The following is a 10,001-nucleotide window of genomic DNA, read 5'->3' as shown; positions in this document are numbered from 1 at the left end:
GGCCCGGGCAGCCCGTCCAGGGCCCCTGAGGCGGTGACGCCGAGGCGGGCGGGCGCGGAGTCGGCGGGGCCGCCGGTGCCGGCGGCGGTGGCGGCGGTGGAGTCGGCGCGCTGCGCGGGCAGGGAGGCGGTGCCGGACGGGTCCGGTGAGCTCGCCGGGGCCGTCGGCGCCGCCGGAGCGGTGGGGCTGGTCGGGCCCACGGTCGCGAGGGGACCAGGGGGCCGGCGGTAGCCGCTTCCGCTCCCGTAGCCGTCTTCGTAGCGGCTTCCGTAGCCGTTCGCGGTCGCGTTGTCCGCGTTCGTGGGCGTGTTGGAGGTCCCGGTCCCGGTCCCGTTTCCGGTTCCGTACGCGTAGCCGTGCTCGGCCGGGGCGCCGGGGCGCGGCGGAGCCGCCGCGCTCTCCTCGGCGGCGGCCGCGGCCGCCGCGGGCTCCGGCCAGGTCAGGGTGGTGGCCACGGAGGCGACCAGGGCGGCCGCGGCCGCGCCGGGTATCTCGCGGTCGCCCGGGAGCGTCGCCAGCCAGAGGACTGTCTCGCCGCGCGCCTCGGCACGGGCGGCCGCGGCGAGCGCGACCTCGGTCTTCCCGACCCCTGCGGGTCCGGTCAGCAGGGCCCGGCCCCGGGCCTGCAGCACGCGTTCGAGGCGGCCGAGGAGTTCCTCGCGGCCCACCGGCGCAGGCCGGAGCGGCGCTGTCGTCACGTATCCACCACCCTTTGCCCCGCGGGCCCGGCCCATGAGCCCCGTTGCGCAGAGGATACGGAGCGAGGCGCGTCCGTCCAGGCCCCTTGTCCGGCATACGGACAGCACACCCCGGTGAACCGCGCGTGAACCGCGGACGGCCAACTGCCGGAAGCGCCCGTGGTGTAGACCACGGGCGCTTCGCTGACCAGCGATGATGCTGGGTGTGGGGGGTGGTTCTGATGCGATCCGAGGGTGGATCGCGATGGATCAGAAGGTCAGGCTCCACGAGTCGATGTAGCCGGTGTCACCCGAGGCCACATCGCGGACCTGGAGCTTCCAGGTGCCGTTGGCGACCGAGGTCGACGCGTCGACCGTGTAGGTCGCGAGGACGTTGTCGGCGCTGTCGGACGACGACGAGGTCTTCAGGTTGCGCACGGTGCCGTCCGGGGCGATGAGGTCGATGACCAGGTCGCCGCGCCAGGTGTGCTTGATGTCGACCGCGACCTTGAGGGTGGCGGGCGCGTTGCCGGTGATGCCGGAGACGGTGATCGGAGAGGTCACGGTGGACAGGTCCGGGATCTGGACGTCCGTCGCGTTCGTGAAGACGTTGCCGGCCGGCGGGGTGGTGCCGGTGACCGCGTTCACCGTCGCGGCGGCGTCGGCGATGCCGGTGCCGCAGCCGCCGGTGCAGGTGCCGGGCAGCGGACGGGCGTTGGCCTTGATCGCGGCCTTGATGTCGGCCGGGGTCAGGCTCGGCTTGGCCGACTGCAGGAGCGCGGCGAGACCGGCGATGTGCGGGGCCGCCATCGAGGTGCCCTGGTAGGGCTTATAGGTCTCGGTCGACTGGACGGTGGTGCCGGAGTTCAGCGTGGAGTAGATGCCGTTCTCGGGCGTGGTCACCGTGCCGGGCGTGTCGGTGGCGTTGCGGGTCTCGCCGCCGGGCGCCGCGACGTCCACCCGGGTGCCGTAGTTGGAGTAGAAGGAGCGGCTGCCGGCGCGGTTGGTGGCCGCGACGGTGATGACGCCGGTGCAGTTCGCGGGCGTGAAGCCGGAGGCGTCCGCGTTGCTGTTGCCCGCGGCGACGACGACCGTGGTGCCGCGCGAGATCGCACCGTTGATGGCGTTCTGGTAGACGCTCGGGCAGGTGCTGCTGGCGCCGCCCAGGCTCATGTTGATGACCTTGGCCGGGTTCGGGTTGGCCGGGACGCCCGGCACGGAGCCGCCGGAGGCCCAGGTGATCGCGTCCGCGATGTCGGAGGACGAACCGCCGCACTTGCCGAGCACGCGAACCGGCTCGATCTTCGCGTTGTACGCGATGCCGGCGATGCCGTTGGTGTTGTTGGTGACCGCGGCGATGGTGCCGGCCACGTGCGTGCCGTGCCAGGAGGAGTTCGACGCCTTGGAACCCGTACCGCACTCGCCGTCGGTGGCGTTCCAGTCGCCCTCGTCCTTCGAGTCCGCGTCACGGCCGTTGCCGTCGCGGGCGGCGGAGGAGTCGGAGATGAAGTCGTAACCCGGGATGACGTTGGTCGCCAGGTCCGAGTGGGCCGCGTAACCGGTGTCGATGACGGCGACGGTGACGCCCGAACCGGTCGCCTTGTCCCAGGCGGCGGGCACGTTCATGCCGCCGGTGGGCTCGAAGAGGTCCCACTGCTTGGCGTAGTCCGTGTCGTTCGGCGTGACCGCCATCGCGTACGCCCGGATGTCGGGCTCGACGGAGGCGACCTGCGGGTCGGCCTTGAACGCGGCCATGACCTCGGCCACGTCCTGCTTGGTGGCGGCACCGCCCAGGTTCACCAGCGCCGCGCCGCCGGCCAGGCGCCGCTCGAAGGCGAGCTTCTCGCCGGTCTTGGCGCCCTTCTCGGCCGCGTCGCTCTTCGCGGCGGCGTTGGAGCCGGCCTCGGCGGACGAGGACTTGTAGGTGACGATGACCTTCTCGACCGGAGCGCTGGGCAGCGCGGTCATGGCCTGCGAAGCCGGCGCCGGCTTCGGGGACGTGGCGCCCGGGACGGCGGCGAACGCCCCGGTGGTGGTGGCTGCGGCACCGAGGATCGCGGCGCTCGCGACCACCACGGATATGACTCTCCGCCTGGAACCGTTCAAGGTGTGGCCCTTTCGAGTACGACGTAGGTGGAGCAGTGGCGGCGGCGCGGGAACCTCGGGGCGAAGTGGGGTCGCTTCCGTGGTCCCCTGGGCGTGGGGTCCCGTGCGCCGCCACCGGCGCTGACGGCCCGGGTCAAGGCCGCCCCCGACGGACACCACCCACCGCTCCTCATGCACCTGACAGGGGCGGAGGTGGGGGTTGGGATCTGCCGGTGCGGCAGACAGTAGGGAACGCCGAGGTGAACCCGATACGGGGAAAACCCTTGTAGGGCCGAGGGGGAGGGAGGGGGAGGGAACGAGGGGATTTCCGCGCGAGCGCGCGCGGGTTGCTTGCGCGGGCCGCTGGTCGGGGCACCGCCCCCCACCCCCCCCCGTGTGGGCAATCGTCCCGCAGGGCGGGACGGGTGGGCACACGGGACGGCGCCCTTGCGGGCGCCTCCGCCCCTTGTTCCTGCGCGCGCCACGACTGCGGTGCGCCCGGTGGGTGGTGGCGCGGGGCCCGTTCCGGCGGCCGCATTCGGGACTGCATGATTTACGGTGCGGAGTACGGGCGTTCAGTAGCGCGCGCTCTTGTTTCCGCGCCACAAATCACGCTTTACGTCCCGAACGCGGCCCCCTCCACGGCCCCCGCTCGCGTCCGACGGGCGGCTTCGGTCTCAGCCCAGTTCGAGCGTCGTCACGCCGAAGACCCGCTCCCGCGCGATCTCGCGAATCGGACCCGTGTACATCCGCGCCGTCTCGAACGTCGGCTCCAGGCCCCGCTCCTCCGCGAGGCGCGCCGCCGCCGGGTTCGCCTCCGGCATGTCGACGGCGACGCGCGGCGCGCCGAAGGCACGGGCCTCGGCCGCGAGGGCGTCGAGGAGGGCGGCGGCGTCGGCCGGGGTGTCGGCGAAGAGGGGGCCGATACGGGCCTCGGACTCGGCGGGGCGGACGACGCCGTAGCCGGTCGGGCGGCCGTCGGTGACGCGTACCAGGGCGCGGTGGCCCGGAGTCGCCAGCCAGGGCCGGAGGAAGCGCGGCCGGTCCGCGGGGTGGCAGGCGCTGTCGTACGCGGCGAGGGCGACCGGATCCACCCGGTCCGCGGCCACCACACCGGCCGGCGCCCGGTCGGGAAGCGGCACCTCGCCCACGTACCGCGCGGTCCGGTACGCCGTCACGAACCCCGAGCGCCGGTAGTTGTCCTGCTGCGCCGGTACCCCGTCAAGACCCACCGTTCGTCCGCCCGCGTGCGCGAGCGCCGCCTGCCAGGTCGCCAGGCCGTGGCCGAACCCGCGCAGATCCGGCCGTACGAGATAGAACCCCAGGAAGGAGTAGTCGTCGCTGTAGTTGACGACCGAGATCGCCGACACCGGCTCGCCGCCGATGCGCCCCAGGAAGAACCCGGCCGGATCCTGCGCGAAGAACGACTCCGCGTCCGCCAGACCCGGGTTCCAGCCCTCGGCCGCCGCCCAGGCGCGTACCAGCGCCCAGTCCTGCAGGGAGGCGGGGGCGATGGTCAACGTCTCGGCCATGAGGGTTCCTTCGGCGGCGCGGAGCGGACGGGCGGCGGTCGAGCATAGTGCCGTACGCGCGCCGTTCGGCCCGCCACCGTCGCTTTCCGGCCTCCTTCGGCTCCAGGTGCCCCCTGTCGAACCGATGCGCCGCGACGCACGTCTTCCCGTCGCGATCGGCGTGCCACGGCGCTCGTGGCCATCCACCGGGCCGGCGTGGTCCACCGCGACCTCAAGCCGGCGAACATCCCCCTCCCTCCGTCCTCGACGAACCCCTTCGCTCCCTGGTGACCGCCTCGCTCGCCAAGGACCCCGCCGAACACCCGGCTTCGGAGCAGCTGTTGCTCTGGCGTCGTCGGCCGCGCCGACCTCGCCGGCGTCGTCGAGGGCGTGCCCCTGGGAACCCGGCCAGGGCCCGCCGAGCCGTCCCGCGCCGACCTCGCGGAGGCGACGTTCGCCGCTCCTGGACCTCGAAGCCGCGGCCGAACTCGCCCGCCGTCCCGGACCTGCCGTACCGCAGGACCTGCTGACCCGTGCCCTATCGCGTCGCCGGCTCGGGCAGCGGCTCCGATGTCTCCCGGGGCAGCGGTACGGCGGGGAGCAGCACGGGTTCGGCGTGCGGGGCCTGCGGCCGGGAGGCCGCCGGTGCCGTCTCCGTCTCCAGGCCCGTCGTCAGCAGCACCACCCCGCGCGCCGCCGCCACCGCTCCGGCCGCCGCGATCAGCCAGCCCCAGGCGCCGGCGCGGAAAGTCTCGCCGAGGAGCGCGACGCCGATGACGGCGGCGGCGGCCGGGTTGGAGAGGTTGACGACGGCGAGCGGGGCGGCGAGGCCGCCGCGGTAGGCGGCCTGGGAGAGGAGGAGGCCGCCGGCGGCGAAGGCGGCGATCAGGACGGCGAGCAGCGCCGTCTGCCACCAGCCGTTCGGGCCGCCGGGAAGGTCGCGGGCGAGGGCGGTGGTGAGGGTCTGGGTGAGCGCGGAGCCGACGGCGGAGGCGACGCCGGAAGCGGTCGCGTGTCCGAGGCCCCGGCCGCGCGCGCCGGTGCGCATGCGGGCCCGGGAGCGGGACGCGAGCAGTGCGATGAGCAGCAGCGTCACCGCCGTGACGACGAGGGTCTCGCGGAGGTTCAGGGCCTCGTCCGGTTCGACGGGACCGGTGACCGCGACGAGCCCGACCAGGCCCGCCAGGGTCCACAGCGCCCCGCGCCACTCGGCCCGGCTGACCCGGCGCCGCGCCCCGTACGCGCCGATCGGCAGTGCGGCGACGAGCGTGAGCGCGCCGAGCGGCTGGACGAGGGTGAGCGGGCCGTAGTGCAGGGCGGCGACGTGGGCGAGCGCGCCGGCGGCGTTGAGCCCGACCGCCCACCACCACTGCGGGCGGCCGAGCAGGCGGCGCAGCGCGCCGTGCCCGCCGGCGGAGGCGGACGCGAGCCGTGACTGGGCGACGGCGGCGAGCGCGTACCCGGCGGCGGAGACGAGGGAGAGGAGGACCGCGAGGACGGTCCCGGTGGCGGCGCTCATCGCAGGGCTCCTGCGGTCGCGGCGGCGGTGACGGGGGTGAGCGGTGGCAGCGGCCGGGGGCCGTGCCCGCGCCACGGCGCCGGTACGGCGAGCAGCGCGATGCCCAGCAGGACGGCGGCCGCGAGGGCGTCCAACCAGTAGTGGTTGGCGGTGCCGACGATCACGAGCAGGGTGACCAGCGGGTGCAGGAGCCAGAGCACCCGCCAGCGCGTCCGGGTGGCGGCGATCAGGCCGATCGCGACCATCAGTGCCCAGCCGAAGTGCAGCGAGGGCATCGCCGCGAACTGGTTCGCCATCGAGTCGGTCTCGGGCGTGGCGCCGTAGACGGAGGGCCCGTAGACCTGCGCGGTGTCGATCAGGCCGCTCTCGGTGAGCATCCGGGGCGGCGCGAGCGGCATGAGCAGGTGCAGCGCGAGCGCGGCGGCGGTGACGAGGGCGAGTACGCGGCGCGACCAGACGTAGTGGCCGGGGCGGCGCCAGTAGAGCCAGGCGAGGAAGGCGATGGTGGCGGGGAAGTGCACGGCCGCGTAGTACGTGTTCGCCGTCCTGATCAGGGCCTCGCCGTGCAGGAGGAGGTGCTGGATCACGCCCTCGGCCGGCAGGTGCACCGCGCGCTCGGCGTCCCACACGCGGTCGGCGTTGTGGAAGGCGCGGGTCTCGTGACCGTTCGCGAAGAGCCGGCCGAACTTGTAGACGAGGAAGAGCGCGGTGACGAGCAGCAACTCGCGCACGAGCGGCGGTCTGCGTATGCCGCCTCTCCCGCCCGTCCCGCCCGTCTCGCCTGTCCCGGCAGCCATGGCGCGGCCCCTTTTTTCCTCAAATCGGACAACAAACGCAGGAACTCTAGATCCGATTTCATCGAGACGCAAGCGTCTCGATACGTTTGCGTCTCGATTGTGCACCCCCTACTCTCGTATGTGCAGGGAAAGGTGTCCGGCAGGAGGCCGGCGGGGTAGGGGATCTCCGGGAGGAACTCGATGTCCACGCAGGCCGCGACTGCCGCCGCCCGCCGCAGCAAGCTCACCCCCGAGCGGGAGGAGGAGCTGTACGAGGCGGTCATCTGCCTGCTGCGCGAGGGCGGCTACGACTCCGTCACCATGGAGGGCGTAGCCGCCCGCACCAAGTGCGGCAAGGCGACCCTCTACCGCCAGTGGGGCACCAAGCCCCGGCTGGTCACCGCCGCCCTCGACAAGCGCCGCTGCGCCGTCTTCACCGGCATCGACACCGGCTCCCTCGTCGGCGACCTGCGCGAGGCCGCCCGGATCGCCGCCTCCCGCCGCGAGCGCGACGCCGAACTGATGGAGGCGGTCAGCCAGGCGTACATCGCCCACCCCGATCTGCGCGCCGCGCTGCGCGAGACCGTCATCGAGCCGGAGGTCGCCGCCCTCGACGCGATGCTGGCGCGCGCCGTCGAGCGCGGCGAGCTCGCCGCCGACAACCCGGCGATCGCCTTCGTCGCCCCCTGCTTCATGGGCATGCTCCGCATCGAGCGCCTCTTCGAGGACCGGTTCGCGGACGCGGTGACGATGCGGACCTTCGTGGACGCGGTGCTGCTGCCGGCGCTGAAGGTGGATCCCGGCACCGCGCCGGACTCGCGGGATTCCCAGGAAGCCGAGGAGACCGCCGGCTCGGCAGGTGCCGCAGGCTCCGCAGGTTCCACCGGTCCCGCAGGTTCCGAGGTGTGATCCGAAGGGTGATCCGAGGTGTGAAGCGCCCGCCCGTCCGGCACCCTGAAGCCATGCCCCACACCCCGCCGCCCGGCGGCCACCGCGTCCGCGTCCGGCGCGTCTACGAGGCGCCCGAGCCCGACGACGGCCTGCGGGTCCTCGTCGACCGCCTCTGGCCGCGCGGCCTCTCCAAGGCCGACGCGCACATCGACGAGTGGCCCAAGAGCCTCACCCCCTCGAACGAGCTGCGCCGCTGGTACCACGGCACGGAGGGGGAGTACGAGGAGTTCCGGCGCCGGTACGAGGAGGAGCTCGCCGAACCGGCGGCCGCCGCGGCCCTCTCGGCCCTGCGCGCCAAGGCCGCCGAGGGCCCCGTCACCCTCCTCACCGCCACCAAGGACCCCGCCCAGAGCCACACCGAGGTCCTGCTCCAGGCACTCCACGCGACCTGAACCCGCCCTCGTCACGTACCTTTCGCGCCAGCTCCGCGCGCGCCCCTGGTCACCCGCCCGCGCCCCCTTCACCATGGCCGCACCGCACCGCACCGCACCGCGCGGCACCGCACCGCACCGCACTGCATCGCACCGAACTGCACTGCATCGCGCCGCACCGCATCGCGCCGCATTGCATCGCGCCGCACTGCACCGCACCGCACCGCACCGCACCCGATCGTGAGGAGGCACCGCGTGGACCGCGTGGACCCGGCCCAGAGGCGACGGCACGCCCGGCTCGACGAGCTCCAGCGCGACCCTTACCCCCTCTACGACCGGGCGCGCCGCACCGCCGGGCTCACCTACGAGCCCCTCCTCGACGCCTGGCTCGTCACCCGGGACGCCGACGTCCGCGAGGTGCTGCTGCGACCCCAGGACTTCTCCTCCGCCCAGTCCCTGCGCCCCGACGTCCAGCCGTCACCCGCCGCCCTCGCGGTCCTGGGCAGCGGCTTCGCGCCGCGGCCCACGGTCGTCTCCACCGACGGCCCGGCCCACCGCCGCCACCGGGCGCCGCTCAACAGCGGCCTGTCCGTCACCCGGATCGCCGCCCTCACCCCGTACATCACCCGGCAGGCCGAGACGCTCGCCGAGGAGTTCGCCGACGCCGTCGCCGAACGGGGGCGGGCCGACCTCATGGCCCGGTACGCCCGCCGCCTCCCCGGCGCCGTCGTCGGGCGGCTGCTCGGCCTGGACCCGGCCGACGTGCCGGCCGCCGTCCACGGCTCGTACAGCGCCGAACGCCTGCTCTTCCGCCCGCTGCCCGAGGCCGAGCAGATCGCCGCCGCCCAGGACGTCCTCGCCCTGCAGGAGCTGCTGGACCGCTACGCCCGCGACCGCCGCGCCCGGCCCCGGGACGACCTGATCACGGCCATGGTGACCGCCCTCGCCCCCGACGCCGGACTCGGCCCGGGGCCGCGCGAGCTCACCCACGACCAGCGCTGCGAACTCGTCGCCAACCTCCAGAACCTGCTCATCGCCGGCCACCTCACCACCACGGCGCTGATCGGCACGACCGTGCTCCACCTGCTGCGCCATCGCGACCAGTGGGAACTCCTGCGCACCCGGCCCGAGCTCGTCCCGGCCGCCGTCGAGGAGGCCGCCCGCTACGACACCGCCGTGCAGGGCTTCCGGCGCACCACCACCCGCCCGGTCACCCTCGCCGGCACCGAACTGCCCGCCGGCGCCTCCGTCTTCGTCGCCTATGGCTCCGCCAACCGCGACCCGGCCCGCCACCCGGACCCCGACGTCTTCGACATCACCAGGACCCGGGCGCACTCCCGCCACCTGGCCTTCGGCCACGGCCCGCACGGCTGCCCCGGCTCCCAGCTCGCCCGCGTCCAACTCCGAGCCGCCCTCCAGGCGCTGACCCGGCGGCTGCCGGAACTGCGGCCGGCCGACGCCCGTCCCGTAACGATGCGTCCCACCCTCATCCACCGTTCGCCCGAGGAACTGCTGCTCACCTGCTGAGCCGCGGCGCCTCCGCGGCGGCGTCCGGCACCACCCCGCCGGCCTCCACCCGGCCCGCCAGCCCGCGGGCCCACGCCGCGAGGCCGGCGACATCGATCCCGTACGTCTCCGAGCCCGGCCCCCGCCCCGCGTACTCCTCGACCCGCCCGGCCCCGCGCCGCAGCAACCGCGCCCCGCCCGTCGCGTTCCCCCGCGCCGCGTGGGTCAGCCCCACGGCCAGCTGAGCCAGCCCCTGCCACAGATCCCGCTCCCCGGCCGGCCCCGACTTCCACGCGTCCTCGAACACCTCGTGCGCATGGAACGGCATCCCCGCGTCGAGCAGCCGCTGTGCCTCCCGCACCGTCTCCCCGGGCGCCCGCACCACCCCCTCCGGCTGCCGCGCCACCCCCTCCGCCCCGTGAGCCAGCGGCCGCCCCAGCCCGTCCCGCGGCCGCGCGCTCCGCGCCCGCCCCGCCCGATCCCGATCCCTGTCCACCCACCCATTCTCCTCCGCACCCCGCGGTGACACCCCGTGTGCTGATCCACCCCGTGAAGTGAGGTAATGTTCTCTTGCACGCCGCCGCGGGACTCGAACCCGGGGCGGA

At 74.5% G+C, this 10,001-nt stretch carries 8 protein-coding genes and 1 pseudogene; 3 read left to right on the top strand and 6 right to left on the bottom strand.

Features of this window, described 5'->3' with window-relative positions; all coding sequences use genetic code 11:
• The 5 genes and pseudogenes from ACWEJX_RS16475 to ACWEJX_RS16455 form a co-directional block, all read right to left on the bottom strand.
• A pseudogene (locus ACWEJX_RS16475) lies at positions 1–698 on the bottom strand (hypothetical protein); the annotation flags it as partial.
• Positions 699–947: 249 nt separating this feature from the next.
• The gene (locus ACWEJX_RS16470) at positions 948–2,645 is read right to left on the bottom strand and encodes a S8 family peptidase (RefSeq protein ID WP_451608132.1); all 1,698 of its coding nucleotides are present in this window, start codon (positions 2,643–2,645) and stop codon (positions 948–950) included.
• Between the two features lie 794 nt (positions 2,646–3,439).
• Positions 3,440–4,294 carry a GNAT family N-acetyltransferase gene (locus tag ACWEJX_RS16465; protein ID WP_451608129.1) on the bottom strand — a complete coding sequence of 285 codons (855 nt, stop codon included), beginning with the start codon at positions 4,292–4,294 and terminating at the stop codon, positions 3,440–3,442.
• Between the two features lie 517 nt (positions 4,295–4,811).
• Positions 4,812–5,792 carry a DMT family transporter gene (locus ACWEJX_RS16460; RefSeq protein ID WP_451608128.1) on the bottom strand — a complete coding sequence of 327 codons (981 nt, stop codon included), beginning with the start codon at positions 5,790–5,792 and terminating at the stop codon, positions 4,812–4,814.
• The gene (locus tag ACWEJX_RS16455; protein ID WP_451608127.1) at positions 5,789–6,589 is read right to left on the bottom strand and encodes a phosphatase PAP2 family protein; all 801 of its coding nucleotides are present in this window, start codon (positions 6,587–6,589) and stop codon (positions 5,789–5,791) included. The genes ACWEJX_RS16460 and ACWEJX_RS16455 overlap by 4 nt, the downstream gene beginning before the upstream one ends.
• 180 nt (positions 6,590–6,769) lie before the next feature.
• Between ACWEJX_RS16455 and ACWEJX_RS16450 the strand changes: the two genes are divergently transcribed.
• The 3 genes from ACWEJX_RS16450 to ACWEJX_RS16440 all read left to right on the top strand — a co-directional run bounded on the left by ACWEJX_RS16450 (position 6,770) and on the right by ACWEJX_RS16440 (position 9,417).
• Complete coding sequence (locus tag ACWEJX_RS16450) at positions 6,770–7,477, top strand: TetR/AcrR family transcriptional regulator C-terminal ligand-binding domain-containing protein (RefSeq protein ID WP_451608126.1); 708 nt, start codon at positions 6,770–6,772, stop codon at positions 7,475–7,477.
• 53 nt (positions 7,478–7,530) lie between these two features.
• Complete coding sequence (locus ACWEJX_RS16445) at positions 7,531–7,911, top strand: DUF488 domain-containing protein (RefSeq protein WP_451608125.1); 381 nt, start codon at positions 7,531–7,533, stop codon at positions 7,909–7,911.
• 234 nt (positions 7,912–8,145) lie between these two features.
• Positions 8,146–9,417 carry a cytochrome P450 gene (locus ACWEJX_RS16440; RefSeq protein ID WP_451608124.1) on the top strand — a complete coding sequence of 424 codons (1,272 nt, stop codon included), beginning with the start codon at positions 8,146–8,148 and terminating at the stop codon, positions 9,415–9,417.
• On the opposite strand, the gene ACWEJX_RS16435 is transcribed toward ACWEJX_RS16440, so the two are convergent.
• Positions 9,407–9,925 (bottom strand): DUF309 domain-containing protein, encoded by a 519-nt coding sequence (locus tag ACWEJX_RS16435; protein WP_451608123.1) that lies wholly within the window; start codon positions 9,923–9,925, stop codon positions 9,407–9,409. The genes ACWEJX_RS16440 and ACWEJX_RS16435 overlap by 11 nt on opposite strands.
• Between the last annotated feature and the right edge of the window lie 76 nt (positions 9,926–10,001).

The organism is Streptomyces sp. NPDC004788 (genome assembly GCF_053601115.1).
The sequence above is the reverse complement of the archived record's forward strand: the minus strand, read 5'-3'. Positions and strand labels throughout refer to the sequence as shown.